This is a genomic window from Spirochaetia bacterium, assembly GCA_022482625.1.
Taxonomy (GTDB): Bacteria; Spirochaetota; Spirochaetia; order Sphaerochaetales; family Sphaerochaetaceae; genus Pleomorphochaeta.
Genome location: JAKVOU010000001.1, coordinates 471063 through 492102, shown reverse-complemented (window position 1 = coordinate 492102; position 21040 = coordinate 471063). Strand labels below are relative to the sequence as shown.

16 protein-coding genes and 3 pseudogenes are annotated in these 21040 nt (G+C 44.4%); 9 read left to right on the top strand and 10 right to left on the bottom strand.

Annotation, left to right across the window (positions count from 1 at the left end; translation table 11 throughout):
- Positions 1-94 precede the first annotated feature (94 nt).
- From LKE40_02215 to LKE40_02185, 7 genes and pseudogenes are all read right to left on the bottom strand, one after another.
- Positions 95-1432 (bottom strand): aspartate ammonia-lyase, encoded by a 1338-nt coding sequence (locus tag LKE40_02215; GenBank protein MCH3916295.1) that lies wholly within the window; start codon positions 1430-1432, stop codon positions 95-97.
- On the bottom strand, positions 1422-2639 hold the full coding sequence (gene hydF / locus LKE40_02210; GenBank protein ID MCH3916294.1) for a [FeFe] hydrogenase H-cluster maturation GTPase HydF: 1218 nt from the start codon (positions 2637-2639) through the stop codon (positions 1422-1424). The genes LKE40_02215 and hydF overlap by 11 nt, the downstream gene beginning before the upstream one ends.
- On the bottom strand, positions 2636-3154 hold the full coding sequence (locus LKE40_02205; GenBank protein ID MCH3916293.1) for a cysteine hydrolase: 519 nt from the start codon (positions 3152-3154) through the stop codon (positions 2636-2638). The genes hydF and LKE40_02205 overlap by 4 nt, the downstream gene beginning before the upstream one ends.
- 156 nt (positions 3155-3310) lie before the next feature.
- Positions 3311-4015, bottom strand: a complete 705-nt coding sequence (locus LKE40_02200; protein MCH3916292.1) for an amino acid racemase — start codon at positions 4013-4015, stop codon at positions 3311-3313.
- A gap of 181 nt (positions 4016-4196) precedes the next feature.
- Positions 4197-4605 (bottom strand): annotated as a pseudogene (locus LKE40_02195) (hypothetical protein).
- 82 nt (positions 4606-4687) lie between these two features.
- The gene (locus tag LKE40_02190) at positions 4688-5929 is read right to left on the bottom strand and encodes a dipeptidyl aminopeptidase (GenBank protein MCH3916291.1); all 1242 of its coding nucleotides are present in this window, start codon (positions 5927-5929) and stop codon (positions 4688-4690) included.
- Positions 5926-6573: a TetR/AcrR family transcriptional regulator gene (locus tag LKE40_02185; protein MCH3916290.1), complete on the bottom strand. Its 648-nt coding sequence runs from the start codon at positions 6571-6573 to the stop codon at positions 5926-5928. The genes LKE40_02190 and LKE40_02185 overlap by 4 nt, the downstream gene beginning before the upstream one ends.
- A gap of 57 nt (positions 6574-6630) precedes the next feature.
- Here LKE40_02185 and LKE40_02180 point away from each other — a divergent pair, with 57 nt between their 5' ends.
- From LKE40_02180 to LKE40_02165, 4 genes and pseudogenes are all read left to right on the top strand, one after another.
- Entirely contained in the window at positions 6631-6819 is a 189-nt protein-coding gene (locus LKE40_02180; GenBank protein ID MCH3916289.1) for a hypothetical protein, read from the top strand.
- A 24-nt stretch (positions 6820-6843) separates the two neighbouring features.
- Positions 6844-7067 (top strand): annotated as a pseudogene (locus LKE40_02175) (type II toxin-antitoxin system YafQ family toxin).
- Positions 7068-7926: 859 nt separating this feature from the next.
- Positions 7927-8967 (top strand): ATP-binding protein, encoded by a 1041-nt coding sequence (locus LKE40_02170; protein MCH3916288.1) that lies wholly within the window; start codon positions 7927-7929, stop codon positions 8965-8967.
- Positions 8968-11202 (top strand): S8 family peptidase, encoded by a 2235-nt coding sequence (locus tag LKE40_02165; protein ID MCH3916287.1) that lies wholly within the window; start codon positions 8968-8970, stop codon positions 11200-11202.
- Between the two features lie 295 nt (positions 11203-11497).
- Here LKE40_02165 and LKE40_02160 read toward each other — a convergent pair whose 3' ends face one another.
- Positions 11498-12535, bottom strand: a complete 1038-nt coding sequence (locus LKE40_02160; GenBank protein MCH3916286.1) for a DUF1848 domain-containing protein — start codon at positions 12533-12535, stop codon at positions 11498-11500.
- Between the two features lie 122 nt (positions 12536-12657).
- Between LKE40_02160 and LKE40_02155 the strand changes: the two genes are divergently transcribed.
- On the top strand, positions 12658-14358 hold the full coding sequence (locus LKE40_02155) for a DUF2207 domain-containing protein (GenBank protein ID MCH3916285.1): 1701 nt from the start codon (positions 12658-12660) through the stop codon (positions 14356-14358).
- Between the two features lie 112 nt (positions 14359-14470).
- Here the strand turns inward: LKE40_02155 and LKE40_02150 are convergent, their stop codons facing one another.
- A complete protein-coding gene (locus tag LKE40_02150; GenBank protein ID MCH3916284.1) occupies positions 14471-15760 on the bottom strand; it encodes a TIGR00300 family protein in 1290 nt (429 codons plus the stop codon).
- Positions 15761-15996: 236 nt separating this feature from the next.
- Here LKE40_02150 and LKE40_02145 point away from each other — a divergent pair.
- From LKE40_02145 to LKE40_02130, 4 genes and pseudogenes are all read left to right on the top strand, one after another.
- Positions 15997-16317: pseudogene (locus LKE40_02145) on the top strand (methylated-DNA--[protein]-cysteine S-methyltransferase).
- 145 nt (positions 16318-16462) lie between these two features.
- Positions 16463-17296, top strand: coding sequence for a purine-nucleoside phosphorylase (locus tag LKE40_02140; protein MCH3916283.1), 834 nt, complete (start codon positions 16463-16465; stop codon positions 17294-17296).
- Positions 17284-17763, top strand: a complete 480-nt coding sequence (locus tag LKE40_02135) for a cupin domain-containing protein (protein ID MCH3916282.1) — start codon at positions 17284-17286, stop codon at positions 17761-17763. The genes LKE40_02140 and LKE40_02135 overlap by 13 nt, the downstream gene beginning before the upstream one ends.
- A gap of 2 nt (positions 17764-17765) precedes the next feature.
- Entirely contained in the window at positions 17766-18449 is a 684-nt protein-coding gene (locus LKE40_02130; protein MCH3916281.1) for an SDR family oxidoreductase, read from the top strand.
- A 37-nt stretch (positions 18450-18486) separates the two neighbouring features.
- Here the strand turns inward: LKE40_02130 and LKE40_02125 are convergent, their stop codons facing one another.
- Positions 18487-21012, bottom strand: coding sequence for an EAL domain-containing protein (locus tag LKE40_02125; protein ID MCH3916280.1), 2526 nt, complete (start codon positions 21010-21012; stop codon positions 18487-18489).
- Positions 21013-21040 lie beyond the last annotated feature (28 nt).

The following is a 21040-nucleotide window of genomic DNA, read 5'->3' as shown; positions in this document are numbered from 1 at the left end:
TGCTGATTTAGCAAGAAAAAACGGTTCCTGAAGCTGAAAGAAATTAAAAATACACAAAAAGGGCTATTTTGAAGAAAAAGTAGTAAAACGAAAATTAAGTTGTGGCATCCTGCAATTTTTCATTCATTTTCTGAAGTATTTCATAAGCTTCCTTTGGATTATGATCCCTGACTATATGACTTACAGTCTCATACCCCAATTTGGGGGTAAAGGAGGTTGCAAAAGCGTAGGAATCACTCAGATGCCTATGACAGGCATCCTTGTCTGCCTCCAAAGGTTCGATTGCCTTTGTCCTGAACAAGTCCGTTGCCTTGATCAGCAGGTTCAGGCTTTCGAGCAGGCTGTCTGCAATAAGCGGCAGGAAAGCATTGAGCTCGAACTCACCATGGCTGGCTGCCTGGCTTATGGCACTGTCATTGGCAAGGACACGCATCGAACATTGCATGACCATTTCTGGGATGACCGGATTTACCTTTCCCGGCATGATGGTACTTCCCTGCTGTACGGCTTTCAGTCTGATTTCACCGAAGCCTCCGTAAGGCCCGCTGTTCATCAGGCGCAGGTCGCCTGCAATCTTGCTCAGGTTTACTGCCAGGGCTTTGAGGAGACCTGAAGCTTCAACGAAGACGTCATTGTTCTGGGTGACATCCATAGGATATTCTGCTGCGGCCAGGCCGATTGATGTCAGTTTTCTTATTTCTTCAATGACTCCGAAACGGTACTTTCGGCTTGCATTGTCGCTCAGACCTACTGCAGTGCCTCCCAGGTTTACCTGACGGAGCCTTTCCTCGATCTTGTACAATCTCCATCTGTCCCTGGCAATTGCCTGGGCATAGCTGCCGAACTCTTCTCCCAGCGTAATGCTTACGGCATCCATAAGCTCCGTCCTGCCCAGCTTGTCGATATCCTGGAAGGCGTTTTCTTTTTCCTGAAGGGCTTCCTGCAATTTTGCACAGGCGTCACTGAGGATCCTCAGCTGAGTGATGGCAGCAATGCGCAAGGCTGTAGGGTAGACGTCGTTGGTTGACTGGCCCCTGTTGACGTCATCAAGGGGGTGGATGATACTGTACTGACCGCATTCCTTACCCAATCTGAGCAATGCCAAATTGGCAATTACCTCATTGACACACATGTTTGTCGAAGTGCCGGCTCCTCCCTGCAGTGCATCCAGCTTGAAGACTGAATCAACTTCTCCTCTGATGACTTGGTCACAGGCAGAGACAATTGCCTCATAGATGCCTTCTTCCCGTACATGCAACCTTGCATATACCAATGCAGCAGCTTTCTTTACCATTGCCATGGCATGAATCAGCACCAGACTGGTAGGTTTGCTATCCAGTGAGAAATTCTGCATTGCCCTGTAGGTATTGATGCCGTATAAGGCATCGTCAGGAAGTTCGACCGTACCGAGGTTGTCAGTTTCACTCCTCATTGTCATCCTCCAGTTTTTCCAACAGGTAGGGGAATACCTCCAGACTCCGTTTCAGTATTCCCTGCATGTAAGCGATGACAAGGCCATAATTCGTGATGGGGATTCCCTGTCGCCTTGCACATTCGGTGCGATAGCGCATTTCCCTTTCCGTCAGCATGCAACCTCCGCAATGGATTATCACCGCATAAGGGGACAGGTCATCGGGGAATCCTGTGCCTGAAGAAGTTTCAATCGTCAGTTTTTTTCCTGTATAGTTCTTGAGCCAACGGGGAATCTTGACGCTTCCGATATCATCGCACTGCCGATGATGGGTACAGCCCTCTGCAATAAGTATCTTATCCCCATCCTTAAGATGCTCGATTGCCTTGATTCCGTCTACTGCCGGCTCAAGCAGACCTTTGTATCTGGCAAGCAGGATTGAAAAAGAGGTAAGGGGAATATCTTCGGGGGTATCTGCAGATACTTTTGAAAACACTTGGCTGTCCGTAATTACCATTGTCGGTTTCTTGCCCAGATCCTGCAGCGTTTCCTTGAGTTCGAACTCTTTGACGACCACTGCCGTTGCGTCTGCTTCAAGTATATCCCGTATTGTCTGCTGCTGGGGAAGGATGAGCCTGCCTTTTGGTGCGGCCTTGTCGATCGGAGTGACCAATACGACGAAATCAGAAGGATGGATAAGGTCTCCTACGATTCTCAGATTGCTTTGGTCTGCAATCGTCAGATGGGAGATGGTATTCTTGAGTTCCTTGATATTCGTACCTTTCAAGGCACTGACATACATGGTATGTTCGTCTGGCTGTGGCTGGTTTTCGAGCAGGTCACATTTGTTGGCAGCGATTATATAAGGGAGGTTCCTTGCCTTGAACAGATCAACAAGGGCCAGTTCTCCCTCTCCTAAGGGGACGGTAGCATCGGTGACAAGGACAGCAACATCTGTCTTGGCCAGTACATGCCGTGTCTTTTCAATCCTCAGTTTCCCCAAAGCCCCTTCATCATCGAAACCCGGTGTGTCTATGATGACGACAGGGCCGAGAGGAAGCAGTTCCATTGACTTGAATACAGGATCTGTCGTTGTACCTTTGATGTCTGAGACAATGGCAAGGTCCTGTCCTGTCACGGCGTTTACCAAGCTTGATTTGCCAGCATTGCGCCTGCCGAAAAAACCGATATGGATGCGATTTGCAGAAGGCGTACTGTTCAGGCTCATTTTCCTGCCTGCCTGATGCTGATCATGCAGCTGGCCATCACGGAAAGAGCTGCCTGATGCCTTGCCTCGCTGCTACCTGCGCAAAGATCACCATAGACCGTAATAGGAAGGTCAGGATATGTTGCCCTGAGAAGCAATGCATTGCTGACTACACAGATATCGGTACAGACACCGCAGAAAAAGACTTCGTCGGTTTCCTTTGTGATATAATCGGGCAGTTCCAGACTTCCGAAGGTGTTTTTTTCTATGGTATGATCTTTCTGGACATATGGTGCCAGTTGGGATGCAATCTGCCAGCCATTGCTTGTAGGTTCACAATGAAGTGGAAGGGTTTTGCCTTCCAGCGTAGTGCCGTAGCAATCCTTCGGATGTGTGTCCTGGGTAAAGTAGACAGTCCCTTGGAATGTTGCAAGAAACTGTGCCATCGGTTTGATGATAGCGACGGCGGCAGGGCTTCCGAGAACCCCGTCGATGAAATCATTCTGCATATCCACTACGAAGAGAATCTTTGACATGCGGTCCTCCAGCTTTGATTAGATTGCACCAAGTATAGCAGAAAAAAAAGAATATGCATACCGATGTTGAAAGGAGCTCTTATCTGAGTAAGCTTGTCTTTTTGATAAGAATTGACTTGTCTGCTATGGAAAGGCGTAGGTGTGATTTGCCTTCTGTTATGCTTTCCTGCTCAATTCCATGTATTTTTCAAAAATCTGTTGTGCATGGATCTCAGTCGTATTCAGGAAAGGAATACCATATTCACTTTCCGTCAGAATCAGCGGAAGTTCCGTACATCCCAATACCACACCGTCTATTGATTTTTCGGCTATCAACCTCCTGATGATTTTCAGAAGGCCATTTTTCGTTTCTTCCAGAAATACGCCTTGTTCAATTTCCGAAAACAACTTCTGCTGGATGTATTGCTTTTCAACTTCATCAGGGACTATGACCTCAATGTTGCTGTGGTTGAATTCATCCTGATAATAACTGCTTTGCATGGTAAACAGCGTTCCAAGCAGACCTATCTTCTTCAGACTGAGCTGCTCAGCCTTCATTCTTGTTGCTTCTACGATGCTGACGAGTGGAATAGGAGATATCCTCTGGACTTCATCAAAGACAATATGCGGTGTATTGGACGCAATGAACGCGAGATCTGCACCGGCTTTGTACAGCGAATGGACAGCATCGGACAGCATAGTGATCAACCCCTTCCGATCGTCATCTGAAATGAATTTCAACATAGCCGTCATATTGATGCTGTTGATGATGATTCCAGGATACTCGTTGCTGCTTATGTTTTTCTGATAGAGTCTTATGAGGCGCTGATAGTAATCCACGGTCGATTCTGGCCCGATTCCTCCGATCATTCCAATTTTCATGATATGGTCCTTCCTATTGATCTGTTTTTTCCATCATTGATCGATCGATATGCCAGGAGATGGTCCCATTCTGTCTCAGCCGGCTTGACTTGTAACACGGACGAGCCTTTTACTGCCGATGCTGGCTTGAGTTCTTGAAACATCTGCCTATGCATATAGAGATTTTCTCATGCTAGGATAATCAAAGAGCCTTTGCCTTGAAATCCAGCATTGTCACATAGTGCGGAATGGTAAAACATTCCGGTACAGTCTGCATATACTCGAGATGCTCTTTCTTGAAGGCATTGATTTTATCCTGAGGCAATGAAGAAGCTCCTATGCCACGGCAGGCCACGATCCGGCCATGCCAACTCTCACGTGTGAACGGGAGTTCCAGGTCACATGCATGGCAATCCACGCAGTCCAGGTAGTCTGATGCTCCCTCCGGTGCCTGTGCCGAGGTCAAGGACACTTTGCCCGGAAATACAAAGACCTAAGTCAACTATCTTCTTGTAAAATTCTTTTGGGTAGATATCACGGTATTTTGCGTAATCCTTTGATGTATTACCCCAGTCAAAAGCTTTGCCATGGTCTATGCTTTCATTTTTCATTTACGTGTTCCTCTCTGTAACATCACTTTTGATGCGTGCAATCACCATATGTTCCAACAATCCCATCAAAGGCCATCCGTTGTCAAGCTTGTTGCTCGCAACTCTTCGGAAGATGGTCTTCAATCCAGTTGAAGATACAGCCTGTTGCATAGATCTTTGCGCCTTGCTGACAGTGTTCGGCAGTACCTTGTTGCTTTGTAAAAAGCAGATAATCCTTCGGACAACGTAGTGATGCGTAGAGTTTCTTGGCCTCTCCTGGGAAATTGGTTTCATTTTTACTGTCCGTTACAAGTGTCGGGCATTTTATTTGCGATGCACTTCCCTCAAGATAATACTCCTTTGCTTTCAACAGAAAGTCTTTCAGGTTTGTTGCACCAAATACGTACATTCCATGCTTGAATGCCCAGTCGACCTGTGGATGGGACAGGGGTACTTGCAGGGCGGTCTCTATTTCCGTCTCTGATGCGTGGGAAATTGCCTCAAAAAAGGTATGCCGGCCCATTCCCTCCGGTGCATGGCACCCTATGAAATCATAGATTCCGCTGTTTGCAACACAGGCTGCTATCCGATGGTCAAAGGCAGCTGCCCTGGGAGCAAGATAGCCTCCCATGCTTTCTCCCCAGAGTATGATATTGTCTGGGTTGACACCTAACTTTACAATCAGATGATCAATGACAGGTGTTACGACATTTTCCCAGTCAGGACGGAACGGGATGCCTTTTTTACGGATCATTTCCCCTTGACCCGGACCTTCGAACGTGAAACAGTTCATGCCACGCTTAAGCGCTGCAAGCGCGAAGCCATATAGTTCTTCCTTTGTACCGTCATAGCCATTCATCATGATGAGGGTAGGGGCGGATTTGCTGTCTTCTTTTGCCGGAACCCTGTAAAAATGACCGGGAAGTGTCGTGTTCCCATAGGGAACTTCTACTGGCTCAATCGCTGTGTTTCCGTATCGGATTACTTGTGAAAAGCAATCCAAAGCCAAAATATCCAGTTGTTCAAGTCTGTGCTTCGTTTCAGCGTTGCATCCTTCAACAATCAGCACGCCACGGTAAAAGCCAGCGGCACGGTAATAGTTGGAAGCCCGTAAATAGGTTTCGGCAGCACTGACATAATGGCCTTGGGCTAGAAAAACGTCGGCAATATTCCGTACTCTGTCTGCTGTTTTTGTCCATTCCTGGTACCAGCTTTCATAGTTGCCACCTTCGATTTCTTGTGCAGTATCCATGACTTCGTTCACATCGGCCTGTCCTGAGGAGACTTCACTTAACATCCTGAGTGCCTGGAATGCCAATTGTTCATCCTTGATATCGAATTTCATTTTATGCCATCTCCAAAATATTGTAAGATATTCTGTTTCCAGTCCTTTTCCATAGTTGGATCATGTTTTGCGCCGAGGACACGTTCTACAAAATTTCCGAAAGGTGCTATCATCTTAAGTATTTCAGTTCCATCCAAATGGAAAAAAGCCGGGTCAAATACAAATTTCTGGGTTGTCAGCAGAAGCAAAGCCGTTTCTTCAGGATAAGGTGTGTCGAAGTATCCTGCATCAACGCTTTGCCTGATCAGCCCTGCACAGATCGGTTTCAGCTTCAGTATACGGTTTACGATATATTTCTGATGGGCATAGGCATACCTGGGTTCATGCAGTACATCGAACAGACTGTCATTCCGACGGTTCATCATGAAATCCTGTTGTACCAGAAGCTTCAGTTTTTCAACAGGGCCGATATCTTCTTTCTGTACTGTTTTCTGTGTTTCCTCAAGGGTATGTTCCGTAGCTTTTTCCAATACTTCTGCAAATATGTCGTCTTTTGACCGGAAGTAGTTATAGAATGTGCCTTGTGCGACATGAGCTTCCTTTGCAATATCGCTCACAGTGGTATTGTTCACTCCTTTTTTTCTGAACATTGCCAGTGCTGCTGCAATGATATCTTCCTTTTTGGTTACTGCCGGTCTAGACATACAAATCCTCCATATAATTAATGACTGACGTCAGTCATTAATATAGTTTTTTATATCTTGATACAGTCGCTTCGATTGGGTGTTTTTCCGTTTGATGTGGTGCTCAACACACCGAATGCTGTTACCATTGACACTATGCAAGAAGCTGAATGTACTGTCCGAGATTCCAATGTAAAGCACTACAGCGATGTAGAAGAATCGTTGCGGGAACTTAAAAATGAAGTTGGAATTGTTTTGACTTCATGATTCAAGAAGGATTACAAGCTGGAGATGAGGCGTGGGTGAAGCATGGATCTGCTGGACAATAGCATTTGCCTGCTTGCCAAAGGCGAGTCGCTTCCCGAAACAAACCGCAATCACGCACTATTAAATCGATAGAGCGTCGGAAATATCATATTCAAAGCGACTGGTTGCTTGTGTATCGTGTAGGGAATGATATTCTTGTACTGATACTGGCACGCATCGGGACTCACAGCGTTTTGTTCAGTAAATAATGCAATGCCGAATCGGAAAAATTGTATGGTGTTTTGCATTGCCTGTCATTGGTTATACGTCAATTTTTGTATGACGGTGCGATTTCTCCGTTTTATATGTTTGTAATATCCGGTATAAGATGCTCCAAATGATTTTACTATTTATTACAATGATTATGGGTAATGAGCCCTTTTTGCTTGCAACCTCAGTAATAAATTAGCAAGAACGTTTTTATCAAAATAACTGAAGTTTTGCAGCTGGTTGAGTAGCTTTTTGCCAATACAAGTATATCCAGACCGTCTTATGATTTTTTTTACCTATTTGTTTTTGTCAATCACTTTTTTTGTTTACTTTCTGGGAACGAAGGTCTCTATGAACTGATCAGCAATTCCATTGGGCATTTCTCCTGTTTTGTGAGTTGAGAATAACCTTGTTTGCTGCTGCTATACTCGTTCTGTCGTTCCACAACTATGTCTGCTGACTGAAGTTCTTGGAGAACTACTATTCTGGTAATACCTTAAAATTTGATAAGTTTCTCGCTATATGAGTTGTAGGGCTCGCAATCAATGTCGTTTTTGGCTATTGTAGTTATGAGAGAAGTCCTCATGTATGTTTTGTGCAATGAAAACTATAGAGCACTAATGACATTATCTTAATACATAGTAAGAAAACAGATGTTCTTTTCGAGTCAAGCTAAAGCGTTTTGAAGCTTTGTCGTGGGTAGTCATTTCAGCTATAAAAATTAGTGTAGACTATATAAGCTGTTTTGATAGATGATGCAGAAAGTCAAGCTGAATAAATTGAAAAATTGTCCCAATATATTGACTTTTGTCCCATATGTGATATACTGAGATTGAATTTTACAAGGGGCGTCTCTATATGAAAAAGAAGAACATAATTAATTTAATAAAGTACCATGCAGAAGAAAATGATGCAGGTTTTAGGAGTGAAGCATATGAAATTGCTAAAGACTTTGATTCTGCAGGAGATTCTCAGTTAGCCGAATATATTATGGCTCTGTTGTCAGATGCAAATACATTCATTCCTCAAATGAGCGAGAGTCCTTCTGGCTTTTTTGAAAAATTAAATGTTAGTAACACACCGCTCCCGTTACCTGATTCTCTTGAAAAAGATATAATTGGCTTGGTAAATGCCGTAGGACGTAATTTGGGAATTAATAAATTTCTATTCCAAGGTGCTCCAGGAACCGGAAAGACTGAAACAGCAAAACAAGTTGCTCGTATTTTGGAACGAGAATTATATTCTGTGAATTTTTCCATTGTAATCGATAGCAAACTTGGCCAAACGCAAAAAAACATTGATTCACTCTTTAAGGAGATTAACAGCTTTGCTCACCCTGAAAAAGTACTTATCCTGTTTGATGAAATCGATTCGATTGCAATGGATCGTACTAATTCCAACGATTTACGTGAAATGGGTAGAGCTACTTCTACAATTTTGAAAGGACTTGATCGTTTGGATGATCGGATTGTTTTAATTGCAACAACAAATCTATTCGAACATTTCGATAAAGCCTTGATAAGGCGGTTTGATTCAACAATAGACTTTAATCGGTATAGCAGAGAAGATCTATTGGAAATTGCCGAAATTCTAATGAATGACTTTTTAAACAAATTTAAATGTGTTGGTAGAAATGTTCGGCTTTTTAGAAAGATAATAAATTTACTGGATCCTCTTCCGTATCCGGGAGATTTAAAGAATATTATTCGTACAGCAATTGCTTTTAGTAATCCTAGCGATGGATTTGATTATCTGAAACGTCTGTATTATGCCGTAAACAGAGAGCAAACAGCCAATCTAAAAAAGCTTCAGAAACAAGGTTTTACGGTGAGAGAAATAGAGATTCTGACAGGAGTCTCAAAAAGCCAAGTTTCCAGAGATTTAAAGGGGAAAAATTAAGTGAATAACATATTACAATTAAAAGGTCAATTTCAACAGCAAAATAACCAAAGTAAAGCTGGCTCTCCAAGTTTGCCTACAAATGGTTTTGTTGAATCAAATCATCTTGAGGATTTAAGAAATCAACTGCAACATATACTACGTTTTTGGCAGGAAAATACATTGATAAAAGGTGCTCTTGTAAGTGTACATTATAAACACGTTGTTGCAAAGAGCAATAGAATTCGAGGTTTATTATGTAAAGGCTCCTCTGATCCAAACGATTCAATCAGAGGGTCAAAATTTGATGGCGAGAACCCGATAAAACATGTCTTTACGCATTATGTAATGCTAGATGATTTGCAAGAGTCTATTGATCGGTTAAGTGTCTGTATTGATGTCGTAAAAACTGAATACAAAGGAAAGATAACGCAAGAAGATATTGAATCACTCAATAAAAAACGCAAAGCCTACAGAAACACAAAACTTGCAAAGACTAATTTTTTAAGGGTCGTTAAGGATGCTTACTATGTGCAAAGATTCGATGTTGACCAGGATGTTGAGGGCATAGAAGACCGCTCAATTATAACCATTTACAAAACAGATGTTGCCACTAAAGATTTACTTAGTAAGCTGGGAATTGATATGATAAATGCAAAAGTTATTGATGATACTACAATCCGTTTGGAGCCGGATGAAATTAAGCTGTTAGAAGAAAATGCCCCCTACCTGATTGCTATGAAAGTTCGAGATTTAAGGGAAGTGACTCCAGAAGAAGCACGTAATAGCAATACAAAAATCGTTGATATTCCAGCGCCCCATCAGGAACCGACAGTTGGTGTTATTGATACACCTTTCGATAAAAAAGTATATTTCAATGAATGGGTTACTTATGTTTCTATGATAGATGAGGGCATTGAACTTGAGCCTCGAGATTACAATCATGGAACAGAGGTGACATCTATTATTGTTGATGGACCAACTATTAATCCTGAATTAGATGATGGTTGTGGTAGGTTTAAAGTCAAACACTTTGGTGTCGCGAAAGCAGGACGTTTTAGTTCCTTCAGTATTTTGAAAGCAATACGTGAAATTGTTGCTAGGAATCAGGACATAAAGGTTTGGAATTTATCACTTGGTTCTGATATGCCGATCAATAGGAACTTTATATCCCCCGAAGCTGCAGAGCTTGATAAGATCCAAAGTGATTACGATATTATTTTTGTTATTGCCGGAACTAACAAAAGAAATGATTCCCCAGAGAAGATGCCAATAGGTGCTCCTGCGGATTCATTGAATGCTATTGTGGTTAATTCAGTAAACTTAACTAATAAACCTGCCTCATATCATCGTGTCGGTCCTGTTCTTTCTTTCTTTCATAAGCCAGATATCAGTTATTATGGAGGAGACATAGGACAGCCAATGAAAGTCTGCACTCCTTGTGGTGAAGGGTTCGTTATGGGCACTTCGTTTTCAGCACCTTGGATTTCAAGAAAAATGGCATATTTGATATATAACATGGGTTTTACCAGAGAAGTTGCCAAAGCGTTACTTATTGATGCAGCTGCAGGATGGAATAGAATGGATATGAATACTTTGTCACATTCTATTGGTTATGGTGTTGTTCCACAACGAATTGAAAATATTATCCAAACTCCAAATGATGAAATTAGATTTATTCTGACTGGAACATGCGATGCTTATGAAACATTTACCTATAACATTCCTATTCCGATTTATAAAAATAAACAGCCATTTTTTGCAAGGGCAACACTTTGTTATTTTCCAAAGTGTCTTAGAACTCAAGGCGTTGATTATACCAGTACAGAAATGGATGTTCACTTTGGACGTGTAAAAGAAGATAACGGCAAAGCAACAATTAAATCGATAAATGCAAACAGGCAAGGTGACATGGGAGTTAATCCACTTTTTGAAGAAGAAGCTCGAAAATTATATCGCAAGTGGGACAATATAAAACTTGTAAGTGACATCATTACAAATAGACCAAAACCACGAAAAGTTTATGGCGTAGGTACTTGGGGTCTTAGTATTAAAGTAAAAGAAAGACTGCGTGTCAAAAATGGTAGGAGATTACCATTCGGCGTTGTCGTTACACTTAAAGAAATGTCTGGTGAAAATCGAATAGACGATTTTATCAAACTTTGTATGGTTCGTGGTTGGATTGTGAATCAGATTGACATAAAGAATAGATTTGATATCTATAACAAGTCTGAGGAAGATCTTTCTTTGAAATAATTACAATTTTATGTGTTCCAAACGATATAGCATATCTTTTGGAACTAAAGGATCTGAATTCGCCGTTGTTTGCCATGTGAAAATCTATGGCTTGAATAAGTTATGTAAGTATTAGAAATCAGAAAATCAAATATTGGTACTTATTGCACAGTATGTCGAATTTGATATTTCATCTTATAGTGAATATATAAAATTATACAAACAAGAACGTAATGGCGGAGTTGTATAGAGAATTAAAGTGAAAAGAATGACTATGGACAATTATAATTCATCTTAGAAGCGCATGCCCTGATGTCTAAGAAATACCTTGGGGCTTGCCCCGTATTGATGGGTGGAGCGAGGGGGCTGAAGCATCTCTCTGTTTTCGTAATACAGCAGTTGTCACATTTCTAGTTTTCAGTGAAGGCAAACCGGACACAAGGCTGCACATCTTCCGTTCTGTGATGATGTCAGCCTTGTCTATGTTTCCATAGAGAAGAGGACTTTTCTCGTCATGCAGGCTTACATTTTGCTGTGCTGCAGCAAGACTTCCTGTTGCATAACAGTATCTGCAGCCCCAGAGACAGCAGTCATAGCTTCCTATGTCGATGCTGTTGCAACATCTGCATCCGGGCCGTTGGCCTTTGTCTTTCTGCACGGTCAGTCCCAAGGAAAACAACCCGTCAAGCAAGGCGGCATCAATGCAGGCTCCCTTCCTGATGCCAAGTTCGTCTTCACAGCAGCTTACCACATCAATTCCATGTTCTTTGCCGATATCGACCATTGAAACTGCCAGTTGGGAAAGGTCCTTCGGTGAACGATACTGTACGGGAAGGCCTCTTAGATTCTTCTTTGTCCTTGTGTAGGCATCGAGAATGCTTATGGTACACCGTCCGGTATATCCTTCAAGCAGCTGACAATAGATTTCAAACTGTTCCAGGTGGAAGTTTTCATCCATCTTATCGGTCAATATGATCGGGTCCCATCGCCAAAGTACTCTGGAACGACCCTGTCCCCAGCGGTCATGTTCCAGAAGCTCTACCAGATTTTTGAAGGCAGGGACCAGATAACTTTTCTTGTCCGGGAGATTCGGTTCAAGTTCCTTGCCGTAAGGCGTCAGGGTAAACTGGAAGTAATATGGATAGGGGATACGGTCCAGATAAGGGAAAAGCGGTTGGGGATTCTTTGACCAGAATATCATGGCATCTACAACTTCAGGTTGCAGGCTTATTCTGCTGACCTTATGCCTGTCATAGGGATTTCGGACAAGGACATAACCGGCTTCAAGTCTGGAAACAAGCCATCTGGGGAAAAATGAAGGGATGTCGCATCGCCTGCTGCAACTGAGTATCATGAGTTCTCCTTTCACGAAGGATATAGCAAAAGGGTACGGACAGGGAAGAAGGTTCCTCCTTGACAAGTAGGGACCTGTAAGCAAAATACTGTAACCAAAATAACATCCGAAGGAAGGTCCTGATGCTAAATTCCAGCAAGTTGCAGATGAAAAGAAGCTTTTTGCTTTTCTTAGGTTGCTTTGTCCTGTTGCCGTTGTTTGCCGTAGACAGTGGCAATGAAATTGCTGTCAAGGTCGTTGCCAACAAGAACAATGTACTTGATGTACAGGAAAATTATCAGTTATTCTTCGACAGTCCTCGACATGGATTCTACAGGGTCATTCCTACAAATTCCTCGAATGATTATATGGTCAGGGTCTCCGATATCCGATGTTCGGAAAAGTTTTCCGTTGACAGGCAAAGTGGAAACGTCATGGTGAAGGTAGGGGATCCTGACAGGCTTGTCAGTGGTGTGCAGCATTACACACTCAGTTATTCCTATGATATCGGTGCAGACCAGAATGACGGCTATGACCAGCTGTATTACAATATACTCGGTACTGGCTGGCAACTGCCTTTTGACCGGCTTGATTTTACAATCCAGACACCGTTTGATCTGCGTAATGACAGGATTGTCTTCAGCCGGGGTGCCTATGGCAGTGTCGGTGGCAATGTCAACTATACGCTTTCTGATGATGGCAAGACGATTTCTGGAACTGCTTACGGTTTTGCACCCGGTGAGGGACTTACTGTCAACGTCAGGCTTCCTGACGGTTCATTTGTCGGAGCAAGGGATCCAATAGGTATAGCAAGAGGGTTTTTTGTTCCGTACCTAGCCCTGCTTGTCCTGTTGCTGGGATTGGTTTTTGCCTTGTATCTGAAATATGGAAAGGATGAAAAACTGATTGATGTAGAGACCTTTGATCCTCCTGATGATCTTTCTCCGATGTTGCTGGCTCATTTGCTCAAAGGCTCGGCGAATGACAGTGATGCCGTTGCCATGCTTTTCTATTGGGCCGACAAAGGTTACATTTCCATACAGGAAGAAGAGACGGGAAAAGGGATGTTTGCCAAGAAGAGCTATACCTATACCTGTCTTGCAGCTGCCCCGAAATTTACAAGTACGGCAGAGGAACAGCTGTACCATGTGTTCCTCGGTGCGACACCTGTGGTAGGCATGAGCCATGACCCATCGCAGTTCGGCAGTTCCTTCGTGGAGGGCTTGCGTAGGGCTGAAACCGAATGTGCAAGTTACTTTGAAGGTGAACATAGCCTGAAGAACAAGAAGAGCAAAAGAGCAAAGCTGCTTGCCATCCTCCTTGGAGCTGTAGCCTTTGTTGTGCTCAGCATTGCCTTGGGAAAAGGCATACCGGCAGCTGCCATAGCTCCTTCTCTTCTTTGCTTCTTGCTTTTCCTGGTTCTCTATGTCCCTACTGACAGGCTCATCAACCACAGTGCAGGCAAGAAGATATTCAGCAAGGCAGGAAAGATCGTAGGAATTTCATTGCTGTTTCTTATCGTCTGTGCTGCAGATTTTCTGATCATAGAATTCTTATTGGCATTTCCTACGGCGCTTTCCTTCCGATATGCATTGGGGACCGGCATCTTCAGTCTGCTGCTGTCAATCCTTACAGCGGCCATTGAAAAGCGTAGTCCATATGCGCAGCAGATATTGCAGCAGGCCCTTGGATTCAAGTCTTTCATTGAGTATGTGGAGCTTGACAAGCTGAAGCGTCTGATCGATGAGCAGCCGATGCTCTACTATCATCTTCTGTCGTATGCCATTGTGCTGGGGCTTGAGAAAAAAGTGGTCGAAGAAATTCGAGACTTTCCATCTCGATAATCCTGTATGGTACACAGGACCGGGAATTTTCATGTATTCGGGGCTCTATATGGGACTTTCTTCTTCATTGCAGCATACAATTTCTGAGACAATGCGTGCACAGGCTGCCCATTCAGGTGGTGGTATCGGAGGCGGCGGCGGTGGCTTCTCCGGCGGCGGTTTCGGCGGCGGCGGCGGCGGAACCTGGTAGGGGTCTGAGACTGGCATCAAGCTCGCGCAGGAAAAGTCCGACATCACTGACGATGCCGACGGCTTGTCCTGTACCTCTGTCGGATAGCTTTGTCACGACGGCCGGATTGATATCCACACAGATGGTGTGTACATGCGAAGGTGTCATATTGCCTGTGCCGATTGAATGGAGCATGGTGGAAAGCATCAGTATCATATCGGCATCCTTGATGATGGAGGCATATTGTCTTTGGGCTTCGATCATGTCATTGACCGTTTCAGGAAGAGGTCCGTCGTCACGTATGGAACCGGCCAGGCAGTAGGGTATGCCGTTGGTGAGGACTTCAAACATCAGCCCTTCCTTCAGCGCACCGCTGGCAATGGCATTCCTTATCGAACCATAGCCGTAGATCCTGTTGATTGCCTTCATGTGGTGGTCATGGCCGTGTTCTGTCTGTTTCCCTGTCTTGAGATCTATGCCGAGGCTGGTGCCGAAAAAACGATATTCCAGGTCATGTACTGCAACTGCATTGCCTCCGAGGAAGCCTTGGACATAGCCTTTGCGAATCAAGGATGCCAAGGCATCGGCACCTCCGGTATGTACGACTACCGGTCCGCAGACAACGATGATTCTGCCATGGTCGTGCCTGATCGTACTCATCATGTCTGCAACACCGCGTATGGCTGTTTCACCGCTTCGTTCGCTTGATACTGCATTGTCCATGAATGCAAAGCCGTTGCTTTTCCGTCTGCTTGCCTGAGGAGGAAATACTCTTACCGATTCTCCGTTGCAAAGTATCATGTCGCCTGCCTTTATGTTTCTCAGCTTTGTACAGCGGAGCAGTCCATCGGCAGCCCTGACGATGACTGCGTCCATCCTTTGGTCCAGCACTTTATGCCAAGTCCCCTCGGTAAAGACTTCACTGCGGTGGTTTGTCGTAGAATAGAAATCTTCGGGAGCATGTTTGTCCCTGTCTGCCGCCTTGAATATTGCCGGCGGGACTTCTTCCTCATAGGCTCCGAGTTTTCCGAGCCGTACCGTCAGTTCCTTCAGGCTGTGGCTATCTTTGGACATGACAGCGATTTTTACGGAAGAAGTCTGATCCGGTGTCTTTCCGATGACAAAATCAGTAATATGGTAATCAGATCCTGCTTCCAGTATCGTATTGAGTACTTTGGAAAGCAGACCGGAATCGATCAAGTGTCCTTCGCATCTGAATAGTCGTTTTTCCATACATATAGTATGCTGCTATCGGAATAAGCTGTAAAGAGCCGGTTTGTGTTGCAGGTGTTATCCTGATATCGTATCATTGGTACAGGAGGAAATCCATAATGGAACATGCATTTCATCTTACCCCAATCGGTTGGGTTCGCCTGGAATATCAACATGAGGTTGCCTATCGTCTCAATTATTGTGACGGAGAGGATCCAGGGGCTTCTTCTTCGTTGTTCTCGTGTGAGGTATTCAGGCAACTTGACGACTACTTTGCCGGGAAATTGAAAGACTTCAAGGTGGAATGTTGCCTGGAAGGTACGGATTTCCAAAAACGCGTCTGGCAAGCCTTGCTGCAGATACCTTATGGTCAGACACTGACCTATGGAGCCATAGCAGGTATGGCAGGCAGTCCCAATGCCTGCAGGGGAGCAGGGCAGGCCATACATCGCAATCCACTGGCAATCATCTATCCGTGCCACAGGGTAATCGGTGCAGATGGATCCTTGACAGGTTATGGCGGCGGATTGGAAAAGAAGAAGTGGTTGTTGGACCTTGAAGGCTGGCAGGCCACATAAACAGGATATATTGCAACACCGTGCCGTATCCTTTATCATTCCCTTGCAGAGTTTCTGCGTTGCCATACTGATGGCTTGCTTGTCATCAGGGTATAGCGAAGCCTTTAAGAGTAGGAGAAGAGGATAGAGGATATCCTCGTTTGATATGATGACAGAACGAGAACAATTGGAAGAATCCGTAGCATACCTTTCTGAAATATTCGGGACACAGGTCGCTGACATTGCCTTGATACTTGGAAGTGGACTGGGACAGTTCGGCGAAGAATTATCAGAAACCATTGCCATTCCTTACAAGGAGATACCATATTTTCCGGTTTCCACGGCTCCTGGACATACAGGAAAGTTGCTTACCGGCGATCTAGGTGGCCGTCATATAATCTGTATGCAAGGACGATTCCATCATTATGAAGGATATTCCATGCAGACCATTGCATATCCGATCAAAGTCCTGAAATTGCTCGGTGTCAAGTATTTGATTCTTACCAATGCGGCGGGGTGTCTCAACGAAAAATGGCAGCCGGGAGACTTGATGGTCATAAGTGACCATATCAAGCTGCAGGCAGAGTCTCCGCTTACCGGGCAACAGCAGGATGGGCTTCTTGGCCCCCGTTTCTTTGATATGTCAAATGCCTATGATGCAGAGCTTAGGAAATATGCCCGGGAAATTGCCAGCAGGCAGCATATTGCCATCAAGGAAGGGGTCTACCAATACTTTACCGGTCCGAATTTTGAAACACCGGCTGAAATCAGGGCAGCAAGGCTATTGGGTGCTGATGCTGTGGGTATGTCTACCGTCCCTGAAGCCATAACTGCAGCCTATCTGGGACTTCGGACGCTTGGCCTAAGCTGTCTGACCAACATGGGTGCGGGCATGACCAAGAAAGCCATTGACGGCAACGACGTACTTGAGACCAGCATGAAGGTAAAAGATACGTTTACCGCTTACATGAAACAGTTGGTAACAGAATGGCCACGCTAGATGCAACGCAACTTATTGAACAGTTGCATCTGGTTCCCCTTGAGAAAGAAGGTGGTTATTTCCATAGGGTCATGACTTTCAAGGACGGCAAGGAAAAGGAAGCTGGTTCTATCATTTACTATCTTATGACGGAAAACAGTTTTTCAGCATTGCATCGCCTTGCCCATGATGAATCTTGGTTGTTCCTTGATGGGGATCCTGTCGAACAGCTTCAGTTGTTGCCGGACGGTACCCACAGCTTGACCATCTTGGGAAAGGCTGGTGAGGGATATGCCCCTTATGCTTTGGTGGAGAATGATTGCTGGCAGGGAACCCGTCTGAAGCACGGCGGCCATTGGGCTTTGGTTGCCTGTGTCCTTGTTCCTGCTTTCCGGTACGATGCCTTTGAACTGGGAGGAAGGGAATTGCTTGAAATGTATCCAGGTGTAGCTTTTCTTGGAGATTTCCTTGCAGGGAAGGAGGCTTAGTGATGCAAGCTGTGGTAGTCGGAGGAAGCAGCAATATAGGTCGCAGTATCTGTGCGCAGTTGGTGAAGGAAGGCTATACCGTAATCGGTACCTACTGTGCACATGCACCCAATGCTATGCAGGGATGTACTTTCAGGCAATTGAACAATGTCGATGAGGTACAGGTAAGCAAGTTCTTTTCCAGCTTCACTGCCCTTGACCTTCTGGTCAATGTAAGTGGTGTTTTTACTGAAAGCCTGCAACAGGAATTGGATATCCATGATTTTACCAACGTCTTTGATGTCAATGTCAAAGGCATGTTTCTTTGTTGCAAACATGCAATTCCTCTTCTTGCACTGCATCATGGTAGCATCATCAACATTGCTTCTTCCAATGCATTTCATCCTGGCTTCGGAAAGACAGTCCATTACGATGCTTCCAAAGGTGCTGTCGTATCATATACACGAAGCCTGGCAGCAGAACTCGGTCCTCAGTCAATACGGGTAAATGCAGTAGCTCCAGGACTTATCAACGCTCCTTATCTTGATCGGCCGGAAAACCCCACTAAGGGTAAATTCCTTGCCCGCGCAGTCATAAAGCGTCTTGTGGAACCGGAAGACATTGCTTCTGCCGTACTGTTCTTGGCGAGGAACACTGCCGTCACGGGACAGACAATCTGTGTCGACTGCGGCTATCTGATTGGGTGACGGACAGGCCTTATCCCAGAATGCTGCACCATGTTTCTCAAGCCAATGAGAAATCATCCGGCAGCAGCATCTTTGCGGGGCGGCCTATGTAATATCCTTGTGAGTAATCGACACCAAGTTCTTGTATTTTCTGTTGGATTGCCTGGTCACTGACATATTCCGCTATAACCTTCTGGCCTGTGATCTTTACAAAGTTCAACATTGTCTTTACTGCATTCTCGGCAACTTTGTCAGTCGCGGCATCTTTGACTATTGAACCGTCCAACTTGATATAATCGATATCCAGGCGTGTAAGATACATCATGTTCGAATATCCGTTTCCAAAATCATCGAGTGCAATATGTCCTCCCAGTTGCTTTACTCTGCTGATGAATTGCTGAACTTCTTCAAATTCCTCGATTTTTTCCGTTTCAAGGATTTCGAATACGACGTGCTGAGGTTTTGGGAAAGAAGACAGACGGGAAAGGATGGCAGCATTGCTTTCAGCGTTCTTGATGTCCGAGATTGAGAGATTAAGTGAAAATTCATACTTGCTTTCCTTGAAAAATTCAAAGGCTTTTTTCATCATGACTGTGGTGATTGCACTATATTGCCCTGAAAGTTTTGCTACTTCTATGAAGGAAAGGGGCGGTATTATGCTCCCATCGGTATCTTCCATGCGTGCAAGGGCTTCATATTTTGTTATCGTATGTTTTGAATTGTCATAAATCGGCTGAAAGACAGGGAATATCCTATCTTCTTCGATTGCAGACCGGATCTTTGATACCATTTCCATGTTTGCCTTCATTTTTGTGACAGAGACAGAATCCGGATCATAAATGACGTATTGGCGGTGTTCGTTGATGGCAATGACTAAGGCAGTGTTTGCATTTTCACAGATATTGTCGCTGTTGCTGTCTGCTATGCCCAATGTTGCATCAAGATAGATATCGGCTCCACCGATGCTGAAAATATGCTTTTTCAGCAGTTCGAGGTACCACTGCAGCTTTGAAACAAAATCATGGAAGCTGATCCGGTTGCTGCATCCTATTGCATAGCTCTCGCTGCTTATCTGGTAGAAATATCCGTTTTCCTTCTCAAAGCAGAACTTGGTGAAAGATCCGAAGGCCCGTTCAAGCCTGCGGATAAGTTCCAATCCATAGTAGGATGCATAGCGCTGAAGCAAGGGCAACACAATATAGGCAACTTTGTCAACCTTTTTGAGAGCAATATCACGTAACAGCCTGTTTTTATTTGGAAAGCCTGATACCAGATCCCTATAGTAGTTCTCACGTAGCTGTGAGGTCTTGTCTTCAATTGAAAGCTCGAGCCTGTCATTTATATCCTGCATTTCCCTGGCAGAATACATAATGAGATGATGGAGCACCATATCATATTTTCTCTTGTCAAGCGAAATTTCATCTTTGATGAAATCATAGGAAAAAGGTTTTTCTGTGTGCTCACTGAAGGAAATTATATCGAGCATCTCACTTGAAAACATATTGGTTCCGTCAATTTTGCTGAATTCACCCCAACCGAACATTCCTGTAATGGGAACCCGTCCTCCATATCCCCATATGAGTTGCCAATTGAGGTCATCAAGGAGCATATAGCGGCTTACACAGGCAACAAGCATTACTGATTCTGTATCAATGCCCCGTAGCTTGTCATACCCCTGCTGGATACCTTGGAGCACATCCGTAAGATTCTCATAGCTCAGCTGGACAAAGGAACCGACAGGTAACTCGCTGTTCATGAAAAGACTGCCGCTGTCTGTACGTGTATGGTAGGTGTAGGTATAGCATTGTCCTTTCTCATTGATATGCATAAGAGGATACAGCCAGCTGATATCCAGCAGATTGGTGGCATCCTGTATGCCAAGATGGGCCATGATGATCTGTTTGGCTTCCCGATGGTCAAGTTCGACCAACTCCCGTCCGTTGCATCTTGTCACCTGGAATTTTTTTCCGATCGGTGACCAATTGCTGGAAGACAGATGATGTATCTGGAGAATTTCAGAAGAAAAAGAACAAAGGAGGAGGCCTTCGTCGGTCAATGCCTCCTCATTGCAGACAAAACCATGTTGGTCCTGATTTGAAGCTGCTGCAACACTGCCGAATATCTCCGTTTTCTGCGGTGAGACTGATTCAATTGCGGAGATTACTTTTTCTCCGTCGATATCAGGATTTGTAGATAAGACAAGAAAGCCCTTTGTTCCTGGTGTTGAGATTGCACTGGCAGCTTCTTTTACCATTTCCGAAAAACTGGAAACAGCGTTATGGCTCAGGTCAACCAATTTTGTCCGCATGTCAGTTGATTCAAAGCTGTGGAAGACGAGCAGTACATGACCTTCGAAGTTTTCCTTCTTGCCTGCAGAGAAACTATAGGCAGCAGTACAACCGGCAATACTTGCCTTGGGTAGGACTTGTGTAATCTCCTGCATCACTGCCTCGATTTGGTTTCGGAGGTACGCAGGTGGAAAAAATACCTGGACAAACATATGTGCCTTGTCAGCCAAACCATGGGAAGCAATGAATGTAAGCAGACTGTCTTGGTTCTGATACACTAGGGATTCAGTAAACATTCGGTTCCTCTTTTACAACATCTTATAC

Bases quoted from the DNA above. Each gene is read 5' to 3' on its own strand.
- LKE40_02215 (MCH3916295.1), bottom strand. From the start codon at position 1,432: ATGAGGAGTGAAACTGACAACCTCGGTACGGTCGAACTTCCTGACGAT.
- hydF (MCH3916294.1), bottom strand. From the start codon at position 2,639: ATGAGCCTGAACAGTACGCCTTCTGCAAATCGCATCCATATCGGTTTT.
- LKE40_02205 (MCH3916293.1), bottom strand. From the start codon at position 3,154: ATGTCAAAGATTCTCTTCGTAGTGGATATGCAGAATGATTTCATCGAC.
- LKE40_02200 (MCH3916292.1), bottom strand. From the start codon at position 4,015: ATGAAAATTGGAATGATCGGAGGAATCGGGCCAGAATCGACCGTGGAT.
- LKE40_02190 (MCH3916291.1), bottom strand. From the start codon at position 5,929: ATGAAATTCGATATCAAGGATGAACAATTGGCATTCCAGGCACTCAGG.
- LKE40_02185 (MCH3916290.1), bottom strand. From the start codon at position 6,573: ATGTCTAGACCGGCAGTAACCAAAAAGGAAGATATCATTGCAGCAGCA.
- LKE40_02170 (MCH3916288.1), top strand. From the start codon at position 7,927: ATGAAAAAGAAGAACATAATTAATTTAATAAAGTACCATGCAGAAGAA.
- LKE40_02160 (MCH3916286.1), bottom strand. From the start codon at position 12,535: ATGATACTCAGTTGCAGCAGGCGATGCGACATCCCTTCATTTTTCCCC.
- LKE40_02155 (MCH3916285.1), top strand. From the start codon at position 12,658: ATGCTAAATTCCAGCAAGTTGCAGATGAAAAGAAGCTTTTTGCTTTTC.
- LKE40_02150 (MCH3916284.1), bottom strand. From the start codon at position 15,760: ATGGAAAAACGACTATTCAGATGCGAAGGACACTTGATCGATTCCGGT.
- LKE40_02140 (MCH3916283.1), top strand. From the start codon at position 16,463: ATGATGACAGAACGAGAACAATTGGAAGAATCCGTAGCATACCTTTCT.
- LKE40_02135 (MCH3916282.1), top strand. From the start codon at position 17,284: ATGGCCACGCTAGATGCAACGCAACTTATTGAACAGTTGCATCTGGTT.
- LKE40_02130 (MCH3916281.1), top strand. From the start codon at position 17,766: ATGCAAGCTGTGGTAGTCGGAGGAAGCAGCAATATAGGTCGCAGTATC.
- LKE40_02125 (MCH3916280.1), bottom strand. From the start codon at position 21,012: ATGTTTACTGAATCCCTAGTGTATCAGAACCAAGACAGTCTGCTTACA.